We start from the raw sequence: 19373 nt of genomic DNA, 5'->3' as shown, positions 1-19373 counted from the left end.
TTATACCTCCTTGTACTCAGAAATATATTCAAAATAAAGTCTTATTGCCCGTCGAATTTGCGCTTGTACTGATGGAACAATATTTTCAAAATGCGGTTCTTTACGTAAACATTTTAAGTAGCTTTCACAGTTTTCTGAACCAAAATCCAAGATTCTTTTTGCACGCCCTATTCTTGATAATGTATCTCCAGCAACTTCTGAAGAAAGGTTTTTTTCATTTTTAAGCCAGTCTATAAAACGCAGATTATGTAAGTCAGTGTCTCCTTTAATAAAACGCATTAAACAAGTTGCTACATAATTAGCTAACTTAACTGGTACTGCGTTTCCAATCATTTGCTCGGTTGAAGCAGATGAGTCATCCCAAATAAAATTTTGAGGAAAGGTTTGTATAAGAGAGCGTTCCAATGCGGTTAAATTACGTACTCCATCAGGTTCGACCAAATCTCCGGTATGTTTCTTATAATTTCCGGGCTTGGGACGATTAACACCTCTTATGGTAGGAGATGGTTCATAAACAGAAAAAATGCCGCGTCGTTTATATGAGCGAGGATGACAGTAGTAATACTCTGTTGATAAAGTATAATTTTCTTGTTGAAAGTATTCTCGTACCGTTAAAGGAAATACGGATTGATTGGTAGAAAGCAATCCGTCTAAAAAACTATCTTGCCCATTTTTATATCCAATGCAAAAAAAGCGTTTTCTCTTTTGCGGGACACCACAGAAACTTGCGTCGAGAACTTTTTCCGTCAAGCCATATCCAGCTTCTTTGAAAATTTTACGAGCCTTTTTATATGCTTCACTGCTGGATGCACGCTCGACATTTTCCATTACAAAATATTGTGGAGAAATTTTTTGGATAATCTTTGCGTATGCAACAGTTAAGTTTGCGCGATCACCCTCAATCCTATTTCCAGCACCAGAGAAATCTTGACAAGGAGGTCCTCCTATTATAATATCAGGGTTATATTTTTTTATGGTTTTTACGGAAAGGTCTACATTGGAAAGATCAACATCTTCAACTGGATGTGAAAAATTCTTTTTATAACAAGAAATAGCGGTACTCCAATGTTCAAAACCAGCTAAAATATTAAAACCAGCTTCTTGAAACCCTAATGACATTCCACCGCAGCCACAAAACAAATCTACAATAGTAATGTTAATCTCCTCCTTTCCGTTAAGCTATTTAATAGTTTATTATACCATGCAGAATCTTGGTATGGCAACTGAATTCGCAGATTTTATAAAAGTGAAAAAGTATTGTTATCGGGTTTACGGAAAAACGCCATAGGGTTTTGATTACCTATGGCGTTGGGGGAATGATATTCTGTTAAGTATCCAAGTTATCTAACCATTCATCAAAGGACTTTTTGGAAACCCTGATGGTATTTCCTATGCGGACAATTTTGAAATGCCCCTCTTTCGTGAGGTTGTAAGCTGCTGTCCTGCCGATATTCAGCATTTTGGCAATATCCTCGACGGTGTAAGTTCTGTTTTCACAATTTGACATAAGGCCTCCTACGGAATAAAATATCAATAGTTAGGCGTTCCCGGTTCCATATCTGATTTAGATTGAACACCACATTCTTGCTAAGAATTTGCTAATTGGACACTTTATAATTAGGCGAAAAACGTTGCATGAAACATTTTGGCATATCAGATACAACGCCCGAAAAAGCCCATAAAATCAAGGGTTTTCTTGAATAGGAAGTCATGTAGTCGGCAACCGCACGAGGTGGTAAGCCATACTCCTAAGCGGTAGGTCGGGTGTTCAAATCACCTCGGGAACGGCAAAAAAGCTGTAAGCCTTTGTAGACAAAGGTTTGCAGCTTTTTGACGTTTTTCTGGCTGCTGCTTGGATGGAGGCAGAAACTTCTAAAGCTATAAATACGGAGCAAAAAGGCCGGCGCTCAGGGAAGAGCCGTCCGGCTTATTTTTAATGTGCAAAATGTTCTTTGGCAAACTCCATATCCTGTACAATTTCTACCGTTCCCAGATATTTTCGGGTTTTATCCCGAACCGCCATATAAGTGACGAGGAAGATGCGTCCATTTTTTTGCATCCAGACAGGAACACTGTCCCGCCGGTCGTTGCGAAAATCATCAATAATCGAGCGTACCATGGGCTCAATCTTCGGCGGGTGGCAGGAGAAAACATCCCGGTCAATCGCCATGCCGGGGCGCTTAAAGACCTTGGGGCCCTCATTGAAGAAACGGTTATAGTTATCGGCATCGACAAAGGAGATTTCCAAGGGAATGGTGTTTAGCAGAGCGGTGAGCTGCTCCAATGTCATATGTCCGCCGGGCATCACGATTTCACCTTCGGATGCGGGAGCGGCTGCCGCCGGCGTCGCTGCTTCCGGCCAGACTTCGGCTTTCACGCCCAGGCAGTCAGCATAGTCCAGGGAATCCCGATAAATGCCATGCCATTCTGTCTCTGAGAAATTTACGGAACAGATGGGAAAGAGGATGTTATTTTCCTTATAAATCATTTCCTCTGCCCGCTGAAGGACGGCCCGCAGCCGCTCCTCCCATGCCGGGGTGTGGGCATCAAGTTTACTGAGTTCAGCCAGTTCATCCCGGATTTCGTCGTCGACGGTCCACATGACATTGGAAGGACCGGAGATTTCATACTTTACTTTCAGCAGTGGGTACAGCAGGTCGCCCTTTTTGGCGTAGTGGACAGAAAGCTCCCGGATGCGGGCGAAAAGCTCGCCCAGCTCTTCGTGAGCATCCAGTTTCGCCTTTGCTTCCGTCAACCAGCCGGACAAAACTGCGTTTTCCCGGGTCAGAGTATGCAGGGGATGACCGGGGATGGCTGCAAGTACTGCCGCCCGTTCGTTTTTATTGCCGTAGTCCTTTTGCGCAGCCAGTTCCTTGGCTCGCCGGACAGAGGCCATCACCTCTTTTTCGGCATTGGCAATTTTTTCCTCGCGTGTAGCACCGTGGAACAGAGCGGAGTGGATGTCACACAGTTTTTGCACCTCCGCCAAAGGCGTGCCCTCGCGCATCAGTTCCTGCTCGGCCTGCATGATTTCGGATGCTTCTACATCCTGGAAATTTTCTACGAAGTCCGCCCGGACGCTTTCCAAGGATTCGCCTGCGCCCAGCCGGCGCAGATATGCTTTAAGCTGCTCGGTGCGGGAGACGGGAGCCTCCTCCGCTGCAACGGCAGCCACTGTTTCCGGCACTTCGTCCATTGCTGTTGCCGGCATTTCTCCCGATAGGGTGAAGCCGTGCTGTATCAAAGCCATCAACACTTTTTCCATCGGAATATTTTTTATCTTAGCTCCCTTGGGAATAGTCATCAGCTTACCAACCGAATGAAGCATAGCGGGCTTTTTAATTTCTGTAAAGCCCAATTCGGCCATGATATCCACTAGCTCCGGGTATTCTGTTACCAACTCGTAAACTGAGCGGCTAAAATCAATAGTTTTACTCATTTTTGTGTCCTCCTTGTTATTTTCTGCTTTCATTATAGGCTCTTGTTTCCGACGCGTCTGTTGTTTTGCCAACAAAGCAAAAAAAGTTAGGGTTCCGGCAAGCTCTCCCGGCATATCAAGGATAAATGCCCGCGCGCGTTAAATTTCTTACAGTTCAGGCAAGCCCCTGATAATTCGCTTTTAGTGAATTATCAGCATGTTCCGCAAATGGATAGTTACGCTTGATATGTCGCTGAAATGTGTTACAATATAAGTATTAATAGCTCAATTTTTTCATTGTTGGAGCATTTTTCAAAAGCAGACTGACCGTTCGGGCAGAAATGCACAGTATTTCGATTAGGAATGGATGCCTGCCGGGCAGAAAGCTTAGTTAAGTACATATTGTTAGTTGTAGAAAGGACGTTAAGCATGAGTAAAAAAGCAGAACGGCGTGAACGGCGGAAGGGGAGACTGAAAAATCAGTTTTGGGGAGATCTGAGTGTTGCGGGAGTAGGACTTGTTTTTTTGGCGCTGGGTTTGGTTGGGCTAATTGGCAATCTTTTGGAATACCACGATTATCGGGATACGGAAGAGATCATTACCGTTCCGGCTAAGGTAACCTATGTTGAGGTTAAGGAAAGAAAAAACAATTACGGCAGACCTGAAATGTACTGGGAGGCAGAACTTACTTATTCTGCGGGCACACAGGAATACAAGGGAAAAGCGGAATATGAAACCCGCACGGAGGCGGGGGATACAAAGGAGATTGAGGTATATCGGTCAAGAAACGGGAAATATAAGATGCCCAAAATCAAAAGCGGTGAGATGCTCCTGATTGATGATATTATGCCGATTATTTCCCTGGCGTTGGGGGCGCTTCTCACTTTTGCCGGTCTGTTTCTGGCAGGCGGCGTATGGAAGGAACTGAAGCAAGCGAAAGAATAGCTTTTTGGTTTGGAAATGAAAACCGGAACTCAAAAACTAAAATTTTGCAACAAGAAACTAAAATTTTAAAACAAAAAACTAAAATAAAAACTCAAATTTTGATAAAAAACAAAAATTAAGGACAAAATAACTAAAATATAAAACTTAAAAACTAAAATAAAGAGTTAAAAACTAAAATTTTTATTGACAATTGGAGGAGAAATGGATAGAATATGAAATAGCAGGAGGAATAACTAAAATGACAAGCGAGGAATTGCTGGAAAAGCTAAAAGATATCCAGACAAAAAAATGTGAAGCACAGACGCTGGAGGTTAAGGCGGCGGAATCGGGATGTCCCAAAAAACTGTATGATACGCTGTCTGCTTTTTCCAATCAGGACGATGGTGGAGTTCTTGTTTTTGGAGTGGATGAGGAGAATGATTTCAAAGAATGTGGCGTATATGACCCACAGGATATTCAAAAAAAGATCAATGAACAATGCCTTCAAATGGAGCCGGTGGTTCGGCCGCTGCTGACGATGGCAGAAAAAGAGGGAAAGTTTTTTGTATCTGCTGAGATTCCGGGATTAGACTTGGCGGAAAGGCCATGCTACTATCAGGGACGCGGCCGGCTCAAAGGCTCTTATGTTCGGGTGGGCGACAGCGATGAACCGATGACGGAATATGAAGTATACAGTTATGAAGCATTCCGTAAAAAATATCAGGATGATATCCGGCCGGTGCCGAGAGCATCGTTAGCTGTATTGGACAAAGTGTTGCTGGCTGATTATATCAGCCGTTTAAAAGCGAAAAAGCCTAATTTAAGCTTATTGCCGGATGAAACGATTGAGGAGTTGATGAGTATTACCAGAGACGGTGCGGTAACATTGAGTTCTGTCTTGCTGTTTTGCCTCTATCCACAAGGCTATTTTCCTCAACTATGTATTACCGCCGTGCATTTGCCGGGGGAAGAGATCGGCGAGTTGGGTGCGTCTGGGGAACGCTTTATTGATAATCAAAGAATAGAGGGAAATATCCCGGAAATGCTGGAGCAAGCTATTGCCTTTGTCCGTAAAAATATGCGGCAAAAGACAATTATCAATCCGCAAACGGGTAAAAGAGAGGATCAGACCGACTATCCGATTACGGCAGTTCGGGAAGCGGTACTGAATAGCTTAGTCCACAGGGATTACAGTATTCATGCGGAAGGAATGCCGATACAGATTTTGATGTATCCGGATCGGATGGAAATTCGCAATCCCGGCGGCATTTATGGCCGGCTGAGAACCGATCAATTAGGGAAAATGCAGCCGGATACCAGAAATCCGGTGCTGGTAACGGCCTTGGAAGTTATGCATTTGACGGAAAACCGATATTCCGGGATTCCGACGATTCGCCGTGAGATGAAAGAATTCGGTCTGAGAGAACCGGTTTTTACAGATGAGCGGGGAACGTTTACGGTAACATTGTACAATGATACCGTTAAAGCCCAGCCGGAGAAGATGACAGATAAGGAAGCGGAACTGCTCCTATTTTTGAAAACGCCCCGCAGCCGGCAGGAGATTACCGAATATCTGGGCATAGGTACGACGGCATACGCCATGCAGGCGTATATCAATCCATTGATTGAAAAAGGGCTGGTACAGTTGACCATACCGGATAGACCGAAGAGCCAAAAGCAGAGATTTGTGTGTTGTGATAAGTGATGTTGTCATGCTTTTTGAGAAGATAGGGTATTAAAGTGACTCTATCTTTTTATTTTCTGGATTTTGAAAGATTTTAATCGCGCTTAATTTTCAAAGTAAGCAAGCCTCCCTATTTATAACAGTTAGAGAGCCTGTTATTAAAAAAAGACTCTATAAGGTTAGATTTGTTCATCAATGTTATCGCTTTTTCTGATTCCAGAGAGGGGATCGTTTTAAATAAAGACTCTTTTTATGAAAAGGATCGATTCTTCTCTACCAAGCATTGAAACAAACAGCATTTTTATCATGCCGCCAAAAGTATTTCTATTTTTGTTCCGATTTCCAGTTCCATAGAACTTACTTTGAGAATTTGCCTTATCATTTTTCTGAGTTTTACCATTTTTCTCTTTTTAATAAGTTCCTGAAATTAGAAGTTGCGAACTGCTCCTGATTACAGGAGATGCTATTAAAGAAAGAAATTGAAGCTCTTGGGTTGCAATTATCTGTGTGATGTTATATTATAGTTTCAGATGATACAAGTATAATACGAGAACGGAGGATATAGGATGGGAACTATAGTGAAGACGAATGCAATGCCTCTTTATTTGCAATTAAAAAACCAGATAAAAAAAGATATTCGAACCGGCGTACTGGAACCTGGAGAGAAAATTCCATCAGAAACTCAGATGCAGAAAGACTACGAAATGAGCCGTGTTACAGTGCGTAATGCTTTGGCGGAACTGGAAAGTGAAGGCTATATTTTTAAAGTTCATGGAAAAGGAAGTTTTGTGGCGCATTCAGATATGTTGCGCTTGCCGATTGGCGTAACGAGCTTTACTGAGGATGCCAAGATACAGAACGTAGAACTGAAGACAATTGTTCTGGAGACGGGCTTAAAAAGGGTAAAAAGTAAACTTGACAAAGAGTTTTTTAGACTTCGGGATGATGATCAGATTATGGTGGTCAAGCGAATACGGTGTGTTAACGGGATTCCAATAAGTGTTGAAGAAAATCATTTTATGGCAAGTTTAAATAAATTAGAAGCAGAGGACTTAACTCAATCTTTATATGAGATTCTTATGATGAAATATCACATGATTCCTTCTAATAAAGGCCGTCGGAGTGTAAAGATTAGCTATGCCACGGAAGAAATTGCGAGATATTTAGATTTATCATTGGGAACACCGGTGATTGAATCAGAGATGTGTGTGTTTGATTTAAATGGAGACCCGATACATACTGTTAAAGATATTGTAAGGGGAGATAATGACCGTTTTTTTAAATGGTATGTTTAGAAAATACAAGATAATATGACTTTTTTGAAAGAGATTTTGAGAAAAATCTCTTTTTTGTACAAAAAAGTAGCAAATATTTAGAAGGAATATATAAAAAATAATTTTTTTGATAAAAGTATTGACAAAAATGAAGGTGTTATGTATTCTTGTAATAAGACGTGTTAATCCGAGATGATAGAAAGGTTTAAGAGCAATGAGGCAACCAAAAATTATTGGAATAGGAATTGCAACAATGGATATCTATTGTCATCAAAACCGGATGTATCCGGGCGGTAACGAGTTCAATATTGCGTATCATGCGAAAAAGCAAGGAGCAGAAACGGCGTTTATGGGAGTTTTTGCAAATGATAAGGCCGGTGCGATTTTAGAAAATACCTTACAACAAGCCGGAGTTGATACAAAGCATTCGCATCATGAAATTGGGTCAAGCGGTTATTCGAAAGTAGAATTGGTAAACGGTGATAGGGTTTTTGGGGAAGTAAATTTTAATGGGGTTACGGATCGTTTTCCTATCCAATTTACCATGGAGGAAGTTGCCTATATTAAAACTTATGATATTGCATGCATTAGTCGGGGGGCAAGGGTTTCTAATGAAAAGGTAAAAATGTTGGCAGAACAAGGAATTAAGATTTGTTATGATTTTTATGATAACTTTTCCGACAAAGATATTCTGGAAATTTCCCCTTATGTGGAAATTAGCTTTCTATCCAGTAGCCATTTGAGCGAAGCAGAAACAAAAAATATATTAAAAGAAGTTGTCGGCTTGGGGTGCTCTCTTGCCGTTGGAACTCGTGGCGAAAAACCAACGATAGCTTATGATGGTCAACAGTTTTACAGCCAGGAAATTTGTAGAGTGAAAGCGATTGATACGATGGGAGCCGGAGATTCATTTATTAGTGCGTTCTTAATGAATTATTTATCGGCGGCAGCTGACGAGCTGGGTCCTGCTGAGAATAAGATAAAGGCATCACTGCAGTGTGCGGCAGAGTATGCGGCAAAAGTGGTAGTTATAGATGGGTCACTAGGGGTGAGCTATAACATCAACTCACAGGAATTGTCGGAATATTTTAATGTTTAAATTAGTTTACTGAAAGGGGAAGGATTATGAAAAAAAATTTGATACTGATACTTGCAGCGGTCATGAGTATATTGGCATTAGCGTGTTGTACAACTACCCCCAAAAATGATTCCGGAAGAGAAAATGAGCGGCTTTCAGAAGAAAAGATTACATTGACTTTTCTTAATAAGTATCCGGAAGAGCCATATGCACAATTTTTTAAAGATGCAGTGGCCGAGTTTGAAAAAGAGAATCAGAATATTGAGATTAAAATGGAAAATGTTTCAGATGAGGCAATCAAAGATAAATTGGCAGTTATTGCTTCTGGTGGGGACATGCCTGATATTTATATGTCTTGGACCGGTGAGCGGGTAAAGCGATTTGCGCGTGGGGGTAAGGCACTTGACCTGACACCATATCTTGAAGAAGATAAGACATGGAAGGACAGCTTTATGCCTGCATTTCTCAATAATTCAACAATTGACGGGAAGACCTACGCAATTCCGTATAGAAGCGGCATTATGTATATGTTGTACAATAAAAAAGTGTTTGAAGAAAAACAACTTGAAATTCCAGATACTTGGGATCAATTTCTTACCGTATGTGAACGGTTAAAGGAAACCGGTGTGACTCCGATTGCGTTTGGAAACTCTGCTCCTTGGTATGCATCGTGGTGGATAGGTATGCTGAATGCCAAAATGATTCCGGCTGCTACCTTAGAGAAAGATTATAATCCTATGACTGGTGAATTTGCTGACGAATCTTATATCAAAGCAGTGCAGACATTTCTTGACTTAAATAGCAAGGGATATTTTGGAAATAATGTAAATTCTAAAGACTACTATCAAGTGCGTGAAGAATTTGGTATTGGAAAAGCTGCAATCATTCTTGAAGCAACACAAGATTTCACCCAATATGATAACATTATGGGTGCAGAAAATTGGGGCTTTTTTAAGATTCCGATTATGGAAGGTGCGGCTGGTGATGAGGGGACTGTTGGCGGAGGAGGAGAAGCGTGGTTGGTGTCAAGTTCTTGTAAGTACCCGGAAATAGCTGTTAAGTTTCTGAAGTTTATGACGAGTAAAGAGATGGCAGATAGGCAGACAAAAGAGTCAGGGCTTCCTAATGCGCTGCTTGGTGGGATTAATTCAGAGAATGCAACACTTGCTCTTGTTGAGGCGTATAAAGAGGCAGAAAATTATACCAATGTTGCAGACTGGCTTGATTGTGCTGTTGAAGCATCAATTGCGGATCAATATATGATCAGCCTGCAAGAAGGGCTTGACGGAAAATCGGCAAAGGATGTAATGAAAGATGTTCAAAAGGCAGCGGCTCAAGTGAAAGCGGAACAGAAATAACAGATTCAAAGTTGCACTTTTTTCAAAAGGAGTAAAGCATGGGAAGAAAAAATAGTAGAAAAACTGCGTTTATATATCTTGCGCCGGCCATAGCAGTGATTCTTGTGTTTCTTTATCTGCCCATTGTGTTAAACTTTGTGAACAGCTTATATAAATGGGGAGCTATGGGGACGGAAACGGAGTTTGTGGGGTTTAAATATTATAAGCAGTTATTTGAGGACGATACAATCCGTATTGCGCTTAAAAATAACATAGTTTTTGCCGTTATGTCGGTGGCTTGTCAAATTGGGGTTTCGCTAATAATCGCGGCAGTTTTGGAAAGCCGGTTTTTGAGAAAATGGCAGTCCCTTTTTCGAACGATATATTTTATCCCTTCACTTTTGATGATTACGGTAACGGGGTTAATGTTTAAGATGTTATATAATCCGTCAATCGGATTACTGAATCCACTGCTTGAATTGATAGGAATTGACACATCCGGCGTTGATATTTTAGGTAACGCCAGAAGTGCGATATATGGCATTGCCGCAGCTTCCCAATGGCAATATATTGGCTATACAGTGGTCTTATTTATTGTGACAATGCAGAGTATTTCAGAAGATGTCTATGAAGCGGCAGAAATTGACGGAGCAAATATGGTTCAGAAATTTTTTCGTATTACGGTTCCGTTGATGAAAGACACAATCATGATTAATATGATTATTATTATTACAGGAGCGGTCAGGGTTTATGATGAAGTCTACGTTATGACTAGTGGTGGTCCGGGACGGGCGACGCAGACGCTTGCCACTTATTTATATCAGGTTGGATTCAAAAATGATCGAATGGGTTACGCATCGGCGATTGCATTTTTTGTTTTTCTGATTACATTCACATTAGGTTTAATACAGATGAGAGGATATGATTTGTCAGAAAGATAGGAGGGGAGAGTATGAGAAAGAAAATTGCACGGGTAGGGACTGTCATACTTTTAATCCTGTTTGCACTTATGATTATTCTTCCGCTAATCTGGATGGTATTGACCGGATTAAAAACGAATCGAGAATTATTTCTTGAGCCATGGAAACTCCCTAAAGTATGGCAGTTTCATAACTATATGGATGCTTGGAATGCGGGAATTGGGGTGTATTTGAAAAATAGTGTCATTATCACAATAGGGTCTACTATATTTTCAACGCTATTCGCCTGTTTAGCTGCGTATCCTATTTCGAGAATCAAATTTTGGACGAAGAAATTGTGGGTTGTTGTTATTTTGGGTGGACTAATGCTTGCGCCACAGTCGGCAGTTATTTCGTTATTTAAGATGGCAAAAGTACTTCAACTTTATGATTCATACATTGGAATGATCATTATTACAGGGGCATTTCGTATTCCGTTTGCAACTTTTCTGTTGATGACATTCTATAAAGGAATTAGTATCAGTTTAGATGAATCGGCATACATAGATGGTGCAAAAACTCGACAGATATTTTGGGGTATTATTATACCTTTGAGCAAACCGATTATCGCATCTTGTGCAATCGTCAGTTTTCGTGCGGTATGGAATGATTTGATGTTTGCCAATGTGTTGTTGGAATCGACAGCAAAGAAAACAATTCCGGTGGGGCTTGTGAATCTTCAGGGTACAACAACAACAAATTGGAATATACTTCTGGCAGGAATGGTGATTGCATCAGTTCCGTTGATTATTACTTTTCTGCTTTTACAAAAGCAGTTTATCAGAGGGCTGACGGCTGGCGGGGTGAAGGGTTGAGATATACTGAAGGTATCAATAATGTTTTTCTAAATAAAAAATAATACTGAAATTTGCAAAGGAGAGTGTAAAAAGTGGAAATCAGAGAACATATTGAGAATATTATTAAAGATATGGAGTCAAACGGTGGGCTTAAAAGCGTAATATGGGTGGCGGCGGGAGGCTCCCATGACGGACACTATGCAGCGCAGTATTTTATGGATAGAGAGTCTACGCTTGTTCAGTCACAAATGATTACCAGCAGTGAGTTTGTATATGCACCGCCAAAGAGAGTCGGAAAAAATTCAATTGTAGTTGTTACATCAATGCGGGGGACTCAAGAAACCATTGAGGCAGCAAAAGTGGCAAAGCGTCTTGGTGCCGTTACGATAAGCCAATATGTTGAGGCGTCGGAGCTAACAAAGATATGTGACTATAATTTGCAATATGGAAGTATCTGGGAAGATGATAAGGATCAGAGTAGAACAAACGCGGGAAACGCTCTGCGCATTGCGATGGCTATCGTGGACATGATTGAAGGATACCCTAATTATTTAGATGCGATGGATGCATTTACTAAAATTCAGCCAGCATATATAAGAGCTCGAGAGTATTGTAGGCCATTAGCTGAAAAATGGGCGGAACAGATGAAAGATGAAAAGTCGATTGCGGTTCTGGCAAGTGGGCCGGCGTACGGTTCTGGACATATTTTTTCTACTTGTAATTTATTGGAAATGCTTCAAATTGAATCGCCGACGTTTAACAGTTGTGATTTTTTTCATGGACCATTTGAGATCACAGATAAGAATCAAGCATTTTTTCTTTTGGTGGCAAATGGAAGGACGAGAAAAGCAGATGAGAGAGTGATTCGATTTTTAGATAAATATGCTGGTAATAAGGTTTATATTATGGATGCAAAAGAACTGGGACTGGATAATCTAAAAGATTCCGTTTCTGAATATTTTAATCATTTATTATTTTCGCCGCTTTTAAATAATATATATACAAAAGCGCTGTCGAAAGCAACGGGAATTGATTATACAACCAGACGCTATATGTGGAAAGTGGAGTACTAAAATTATGAGGTTGGGAAATGCAGAGTGTTTTTCTACTTCAGGCGCAGTTAACGTTGTGGATTTCTTGAGAGAGAAAGTTCTTAGCTTGCTTAAATAATAATACACTCTGTATTTCTGCACTTTGCTGAAAACTTGCAGCATTTGTCTTGAGTGACTGCTTCGGAGCTTATTGGAATCGGGTTTGACAGGTAAGGGGGCATTATATTATGCTTCAATCTTCGACCCGATTTTTTATTTTGACAAACTTTTTGGTAAACCTCTTCTGCGGAATGAGTTCTTAATGTTTGCCTTTCGTTTTTTTCGAACGATTAGGGTGTGTTTCTTTTTGCCTCTTTAAAAAATGAAAATAAGAGATATTAGCTCCCTCGGCATATCAAGTATAAACACCTGCTTGCCTTTGCATTTTTAACAGTTCAGGCAAGACATTCGCAATTTGCCGAAATGGCTTTCGTCAAATTGCTCATGTATGCGTTAAGCAAATGGATAGTTACGCTTGATATGCCTTGAGTGAGCAAGCTCCCTCGGCATATCAATCATAACTATCCGTTTGCCTGAACTGTAAAAAATTTATTTTGCGCTTGATTTTTATGAGTTGGTATTGTAATATAATCAAATAGAGGACTGCTCTGGCAGTCTGTTTTTGTCTGCCCTTCGGCCTGAATATGGCATTTAGGGCGCCTGTGGGTGAAAGGCCGTCCGAATAGCTGCACGCAGGCTGGCGTTGGCATCTGCTGCAAAGAACCGGCGCAGACAGTCATTTTCGGCAAAGAGTGGTGAGGCTTAAAGAGAGAAATTCTGTAAGGAGGATTTTATGGACATTAGAAGAATGTTCGGAATTGAAAAGTTTTTGGCTTATATCAGCACCCGTCACCCGGTTCTGGAGGAAAATGGGATTTTTTGTGATGAAACGCAAAATTACCGGATTCCGCAGGATCCAAAGCCCGGTGAGCCGGTTAAGCTGCGGCTGAGAACGAAAAAAAATAATGTGGAAAAAGTTTATCTCCGCTATGAAGATAAAAGGCTGCCGCTGAAGCGGGTAAGTTCCGATGCGCTGTTTGATTATTATGAAATTATGCTGGAAGGTGTGACTAAGCCGCTCCAGTACTACTTTGAATTGAGCTCCGGTCGCTACCGGGTGTTTTATAATAAAAAAGGTGCGACCAGAGAAGCAGATCATTATTTTGATTTTAAGCTGGTGCCGGGTCTGGCTACGCCTGATTGGGCCAAGGGAGCAATTATGTACCAGATTTTTGTTGACCGCTTTTATAACGGCAATCCGGCCAATGATGTGGCTGACGGAGAATATCGCTATATCGGTGAGCTGGCTGAGCGGGTCAAGGATTGGAACAAACTCCCGGCCGCTGACGGAATTCGCGAGTTTTACGGCGGCGATTTACAGGGGGTACGGGATAAGCTCGACTATTTACAGGAAATCGGAGTGGAGGTCATTTACCTGAATCCGGTTTTTACTTCGCCGTCCAATCATAAATACGATACACAGGACTATGAGGCAATAGATCCGCATTTCGGCGTAATTGTTGAAGACGGCGGCGCTACGCTGACCGGTGAGGAGGGCAACGAATATGCCAGTCTTTATCAGCGGCGCACGACTAGTCCGGCCAATATTGAGGCCAGCAATGCTTTCTTTGCCGAGCTGGTCGAGGAGATTCACCGCCGCGGGATGCGGGTTATCTTAGACGGAGTGTTCAATCACTGCGGTTCGTTTAATAAATGGCTTGACCGGGAAGGCTTTTACGGCGGCAGCGGTCAGTATCCGGCCGGGGCGTATACTTCGGCTACCAGCCCCTATCATAGTTATTTTCACTTTCATGAGACGGACAGCTGGCCGAACAACAGCAATTATGACGGCTGGTGGGGCTACGATACTCTGCCGAAGCTAAATTATGAGGGTTCACCGGGACTGTACCGTAAGATTATGAAGGTAGCACAAAAATGGGTCGGCGCGCCGTATAAAACCGACGGCTGGCGACTGGATGTAGCGGCTGATCTGGGATACAGCAAGGAGTTCAATCATCAGTTTTGGCGGGATTTCCGCAGTGCGGTCAAAGAGGCGAATCCGGAAGCTCTGATTTTGGCGGAACATTACGGTGATCCGTCGGATTGGCTGAAAAACGGCGACCAATGGGATTCGGTCATGAATTATGATGCTTTTATGGAGCCGGTTTCGTGGTTTTTTACCGGTATGGAAAAACACTCGGATGAGCACCGAGGGGATTTGTTTGGAAATTATCAGTCTTTTTGCGATACAATGACTTATAATATGGCGAAGTTCAGTATTTCGGCTTTGCAGGTGGCGATGAATGAGCTGTCCAATCATGATCATTCCCGCTTTTTAACCCGAACCAACCATCGGGTTGGCCGGACGGCTTCGGCCGGAGCGGAGGCGGCCGGTGAGGGGCTTAATTACGGCATTATGAAAGAAGCGGTCGTTTTGCAAATGACCTGGCTGGGCGCACCGACCATTTATTATGGAGATGAGGCCGGCGTCTGCGGCTGGACGGATCCGGACAACCGCCGAACCTATCCCTGGGGGAATGAGAATAAAGAGCTGCTCAATGTACATAAACAGCTGATTGCTTTGCGCAAGTCGATTCCGACGCTGCGCAGCGGCTCGCTGAAGATGCTGGGCGGCGAATATAATGTTTTGACCTACGGCCGGTTTGACGAGCGGGATAAGATTGTGGTAGCGTTTAATAACAATGCCGATTGCCGCCAGATTTCGATTCCGGTCTGGGAGATCGGGATTTCCGATGACGATTCCTGCCAGCGGATTTTTGAGAGTACGGCTGACAGCCATAATACGGCCAAGGAGATGTATCCGGTGGAAAACGGCCGGATTAAGCTGCGCTTAAAACCGTTCAGTGCGGTGATTTTAAAGAAGGCCGGTTATTAGTTCAACTGTCCCCTGTTCTGCAAAACCGGAACGGTCTTTTTAGGCAGGTCGCCCGCCCGGGCAGCGCGAATAATTGAGAAAAAAAGAATAGGCTTAATAAAAAGGCTTGCTATGTCGGTACTATAATGGGGATTGACTGATGTTCAAGCCTTTTTTATAAAAATGATAACTCAACTTTCCCATGTTCCGCAAAATTAGAACAGACTTTTTTAGGCAGATCGCCCGCCCGGGCAGAAGTGCACAGCACTTCGATTAGGGGAAAGTTGAGATGATTGGCACAGGAAAAGGGAATAAAAATGCGAACAGTGGAAAATGCCATCATTTTAGCGGCCGGAATGGGCAGCCGGATGATTCCTCTGACCTATGAAAAACCCAAGGGGCTGATTGAAGTGCGGGGCGAAACTATGGTCGAGCGCCAAATCAGGCAGCTTTTGGCAGTGGGAATTAAAAAAATCCTGATTGTAACGGGGTATCTGGCGGAGCAGTTTGATTTTTTACAGGAAAAATACACCGGAATTGTGACCTGTATTTACAATCCGAATTATGAAAGTCAAAATAATATTGCCAGTTTGTATTTGGTCAGACAGTATTTGGGCGATACTTACCTTCTCTCGGCGGATAATTATTATCCGGAAAATATTTTTAAAGGGCAGGAAACCGATAAGAGCTGGTACTGCGCGGTGCGCAGCCAAACTGCCAAAGCCGAATGGGGGCTGCGGACGGATGAAAGCGGACGGATCGTAGAGGTGCAAAAGCAGGCGGCGGGTGGACAGCCCTATATGTATGGTGCGGTCTTTTTCAGCCGGGAAGTAGTTCCTGATTTTTGCCGGATACTGGAACGGGAATATGAAAACCCGAGCAGCCATAGCTGGCTGTGGGAAGAAGTATTGCTTCGTCATACCCGGGAATTGGAGTTTTATATCCATGAGGAAAGGGAGCAGGCGGTCTTGGAACTGGAAAGTTTGGAAGATTTGCGAGCCTTTGACCCACGCTATCGAGAGCATTCCGGGAATCCTGTTTTAGAGCGAATTGCAGAAGTTTTTCAGATCAGAGAAAGCGAGATTACCGATATCCGGGAGCAAAAGCTGGGAATGACCAATTCTTCTTTCCTGTTTCGGGTTAAGGGAGTTCGCTATGTTTTGCGACTGCCGGGAGTCGGCAGCAGTGCGTTTATCAGCCGAAAAAATGAATATTTGGTGTATGAAGCTCTAAAAGATAAGAATATCACCGATCGGGTCGTGTACTTTGACCCGGAAAGCGGGATTAAGATCACGGTTTATGAAGAGAATTCCAAGATTTTGCAGTGGGAATGGGCAGCGGAAGTCAAAAAGGCGCTGCAAAGGTTAAAAGAGGTGCATAATAGCGGAATACGGATTGAACGGATTTTTTATCCGAAAGCAGAGATTTTAGCTTATGAAAAACGGTGCCGGGTGGCGCAGGTTTCTTTTTGGCCGGATTATGAAGCGGTTAGGGATTCAGTTGTTCGGATTGCCGAATACTTGGAAACGGTAGATTTTTGCCCGGTGCTTTGTCATATTGACTTTGTCGAGCAAAATGTGTTGGTTTTAAAAGACGGTGAAATCCGGTTGATTGACTGGGAGTATGCGGCTATGTCCGATCCGATGATGGATTTGGCGGTCTTTATTATTTCGCCGGGCTATGATGCGGCAGATTTGAAAAAACTGGCAGAGTTGTATTTGGGCAGGAAATTATTGATCAGGGAGGAAATAAAACTGTACGGTTACGCGGCAGTCTGCGGGCTTTACTGGAGTTTATGGGCGAAATATAAAGAGGGCCAGGGCTATGTTTTTCATGAGGACTATGCAGCTAAGGTCTATGGGTATTCGCAGATTTATATTAAAAAATTGGCTGAAATGGGATTTTTCACCGGAAAAGAGGATAAAAAATGAACAAGCAGGAAATTCAGGAAAGCTTAAGTCAGGGCGTAGTCGAGGGGCTTTTGCCGGAGATTGAGGCTTATGAACGGGTAAAGCCCTTTGATTTAGATGTTGTATCAATGAAAGCCACTTATTATATGCTGATTGGTGAAATCGAGCGGGGGATTGGGCTGCTGCACGAGGGGCTGAAAAAGAATCCCTATATGCTGGATTTTTTATATAATTTAGGCGTGCTCTATGAAATTGTCGGCGATTTTTATCAGGCTTATGAATATTTTGCCCGACTGTGTTTGATAGAAACCGATCAGTTAGACAGTTCGGAATTAAAACGGATAAAGTTGAAAATGGAGTTGCAGGCACAGCAGGCGACGGATAAAGAAATTGAAGAACTTCGTCTGAAAATGAGAAAATTGCAGCAGGGAATGGATGATTTGTTTGGACAGCGGTTAATCAATCCATGGTCGTACGCGGAAGAAAAGACGGTAGGCGTACGATTGAAGACCAATTCGGAATATTATATTGCCGGTTATAATCGTTTGGGCATTCTTTCGGCAGAGAGGAATATTCCGTATGATCAGGCTGAACTCAGAAAGGTGCTGACACAGGGGAATTCGGTCAAGGTAGAAATCGGGGAGCAGTCTCTCGTACCGGTTTTGGTTCGGCGAACGGGGAACTTTGAAATAAAATGCGAACAGGAACGATTTCAAATGTATCAGGCTTGTAATGTTTTTCATTGTTATCCGGCCGACCGAGATCTTGAAATCAGTGGCGAGGAGGGAATGCAGATTGTGGTTGGTCAGCCTATGCCGCTGACGGCAAAGCCGGGGCGTAAAAAGCTGATTTTAACAATTTTTGTGGATGGATTGTCACAGACCTTTTTGGAGGAAAATGGTTTTGCCGAGTCGATGCCGAAAACTTACCGCTATTTTGCCGCCGGAATCCGCTGCACTAATTTTTATTCCACGAGTGAATGGACGTATCCCAGCATGGCAGGATATTTTTCCGGTCAATACACCGTTGATCATAAGATGTTTTATCCTGAAGTGGATTATCGTTTGCCGGAGAATGTAGAGGTGCTGGGCGAGTGCTTAAAACGGGCCGGATATACAACGGCCAAGATTGACGGCGACTGGCGGACGAATCCTGACTATGGCTATGTTCGCGGCTTTGACCGGGTACTTTCTGGCGTGTACGGGGAAGTAATGGATATTAAGCAGGTCATTTCCGAGGCAATTAATCATATGGATGGGCTGAAAGAAAGCAATCAGTATGTTTATATCAATATCGGGGAGCTCCACGATATTACTGATAATTATAAGCTGCCGTTTGATGTGCAGGCACGCCTGACACTGTCCGAGCTTCAGGACGAACGGGCAACCGGCAGCACTTCGGTTAAGCAGCAGTTTAATGGCAATAAAAAACGACGGTATCAGGAGCAAATGCGCTATGTTGACCGCTATTTGGGCTTTTTGTTTGATTATTTAAACGAAACCTTTGCGCCGGAGGATATTTTAGTTACCTTGTTTTCCGATCACGGGCAGGGGTATTTGGTTCCGAACGGCGGTTTCTTTTTAGCGGATGAGCGGACCAAAGTGCCGCTGCTGATTAAGGGAGCGGACATACAGCCGGGGGTTTGCCCGGAATATATTTCCAGCGTGGATTACTTGCCGATTTTAGGAAAATTAGCGGGCTTTTCGGTTGATTTGACCGGTCGCCGGTCGGTTCTGCCGGTCTTTTTCGGCGGCAACGAAAAAAGAAAGTTTACGGTCAGCGAGTCCATTTATCCGGGCGATACTTATAAAATTGCTTTACGCAATGAAGATATGGTATTTTTCTTTGAGACTAAAGAGGCCGTGCAAAAGGACGCCAGAGTCAGTCTGGCGGAATATAGCTGCAGCCTGCGGACACCGGCCGGTGAGGAGATCAGGGACGAAGCTTTGATGCAGGAGTGCCTTCGTTATGTTGCCGAGCATTTGGGGTATTTTCAGAGATATGAATAAGGGATAAAAAGAAAAGG

General features: G+C 42.9%; 14 protein-coding genes. 11 read left to right on the top strand and 3 right to left on the bottom strand.

Features of this window, described 5'->3' with window-relative positions:
- The 3 genes from C3V36_03020 to C3V36_03010 all read right to left on the bottom strand — a co-directional run bounded on the left by C3V36_03020 (position 1) and on the right by C3V36_03010 (position 3439).
- Positions 1-1161, bottom strand: a complete 1161-nt coding sequence (locus C3V36_03020; protein ID AVM68311.1) for a DNA (cytosine-5-)-methyltransferase — start codon at positions 1159-1161, stop codon at positions 1-3.
- A 166-nt stretch (positions 1162-1327) separates the two neighbouring features.
- Positions 1328-1507 carry a DNA-binding protein gene (locus C3V36_03015; protein AVM68310.1) on the bottom strand — a complete coding sequence of 60 codons (180 nt, stop codon included), beginning with the start codon at positions 1505-1507 and terminating at the stop codon, positions 1328-1330.
- Between the two features lie 426 nt (positions 1508-1933).
- Positions 1934-3439, bottom strand: a complete 1506-nt coding sequence (locus C3V36_03010; GenBank protein ID AVM68309.1) for a DUF438 domain-containing protein — start codon at positions 3437-3439, stop codon at positions 1934-1936.
- 408 nt (positions 3440-3847) lie between these two features.
- On the opposite strand from C3V36_03010, the gene C3V36_03005 reads away from it, so the two are divergent.
- The 11 genes from C3V36_03005 to C3V36_02955 all read left to right on the top strand — a co-directional run bounded on the left by C3V36_03005 (position 3848) and on the right by C3V36_02955 (position 19356).
- The gene (locus C3V36_03005; GenBank protein ID AVM68308.1) at positions 3848-4363 is read left to right on the top strand and encodes a hypothetical protein; all 516 of its coding nucleotides are present in this window, start codon (positions 3848-3850) and stop codon (positions 4361-4363) included.
- Positions 4364-4601: 238 nt separating this feature from the next.
- Complete coding sequence (locus C3V36_03000; protein AVM68307.1) at positions 4602-6047, top strand: AAA family ATPase; 1446 nt, start codon at positions 4602-4604, stop codon at positions 6045-6047.
- 545 nt (positions 6048-6592) lie between these two features.
- Positions 6593-7321 carry a hypothetical protein gene (locus tag C3V36_02995; protein AVM68306.1) on the top strand — a complete coding sequence of 243 codons (729 nt, stop codon included), beginning with the start codon at positions 6593-6595 and terminating at the stop codon, positions 7319-7321.
- Positions 7322-7514: 193 nt separating this feature from the next.
- Positions 7515-8399, top strand: coding sequence for a fructoselysine 6-kinase (locus C3V36_02990; protein AVM68305.1), 885 nt, complete (start codon positions 7515-7517; stop codon positions 8397-8399).
- Between the two features lie 26 nt (positions 8400-8425).
- Complete coding sequence (locus C3V36_02985; protein ID AVM68304.1) at positions 8426-9736, top strand: hypothetical protein; 1311 nt, start codon at positions 8426-8428, stop codon at positions 9734-9736.
- Between the two features lie 38 nt (positions 9737-9774).
- Entirely contained in the window at positions 9775-10656 is an 882-nt protein-coding gene (locus tag C3V36_02980) for an ABC transporter permease (protein ID AVM68303.1), read from the top strand.
- A gap of 11 nt (positions 10657-10667) precedes the next feature.
- The gene (locus C3V36_02975) at positions 10668-11489 is read left to right on the top strand and encodes an ABC transporter permease (GenBank protein ID AVM68302.1); all 822 of its coding nucleotides are present in this window, start codon (positions 10668-10670) and stop codon (positions 11487-11489) included.
- A 74-nt stretch (positions 11490-11563) separates the two neighbouring features.
- On the top strand, positions 11564-12544 hold the full coding sequence (locus tag C3V36_02970; protein AVM68301.1) for a sugar isomerase: 981 nt from the start codon (positions 11564-11566) through the stop codon (positions 12542-12544).
- 877 nt (positions 12545-13421) lie between these two features.
- Positions 13422-15458 (top strand): alpha-glycosidase, encoded by a 2037-nt coding sequence (locus tag C3V36_02965; GenBank protein AVM70418.1) that lies wholly within the window; start codon positions 13422-13424, stop codon positions 15456-15458.
- Between the two features lie 296 nt (positions 15459-15754).
- On the top strand, positions 15755-17368 hold the full coding sequence (locus C3V36_02960; GenBank protein AVM68300.1) for a choline kinase: 1614 nt from the start codon (positions 15755-15757) through the stop codon (positions 17366-17368).
- Positions 17365-19356 carry a hypothetical protein gene (locus C3V36_02955; protein AVM68299.1) on the top strand — a complete coding sequence of 664 codons (1992 nt, stop codon included), beginning with the start codon at positions 17365-17367 and terminating at the stop codon, positions 19354-19356. The genes C3V36_02960 and C3V36_02955 overlap by 4 nt, the downstream gene beginning before the upstream one ends.
- Positions 19357-19373: the final 17 nt, after the last annotated feature.

The organism is Lachnospiraceae bacterium oral taxon 500 (assembly GCA_002999035.1).
Taxonomy (GTDB): Bacteria; Bacillota; Clostridia; order Lachnospirales; family Vallitaleaceae; genus W11650.
Note: the sequence above shows the minus strand (reverse complement) of the source record. Positions and strands in the feature narration are given on the sequence as shown.